At 60.0% G+C, this 315-nt stretch carries 1 protein-coding gene; it reads right to left on the bottom strand.

Annotation, left to right across the window (positions count from 1 at the left end):
• The coding region (locus ACIP9C_RS21640; RefSeq protein ID WP_401014571.1) for a hypothetical protein at positions 1 to 315 on the bottom strand (315 nt) is incomplete at both ends.

Below are 315 nucleotides of genomic sequence, written 5' to 3'. Positions count from 1 at the left end.
TACGGACCTACCGGCGTTACTGGTGAACTCGGACCTACGGGACCTACTGGCGCTACAGGACTTCTCGGACCTACGGGACCTACCGGCGCTACTGGTTTACTCGGACCTACTGGACCTACCGGCGCGACTGGTTTACTCGGACCTACGGGGCCTACTGGCGCTACTGGTTTACTCGGACCTACAGGACCTACCGGCGTTACTGGTGAACTCGGACCTACTGGACCTACTGGCGCTACAGGGCTTCTCGGACCTACGGGACCTACCGGCGCTACAGGACTTCTCGGACCTACAGGACCTACTGGCGCTACTGGTTTA

Origin of the sequence: Lysinibacillus sp. NPDC093210 (assembly GCF_044753985.1) — a bacterium.
GTDB lineage: Bacteria > Bacillota > Bacilli > Bacillales_A > Planococcaceae > Lysinibacillus.
Note: the sequence above shows the minus strand (reverse complement) of the source record. Positions and strands in the feature narration are given on the sequence as shown.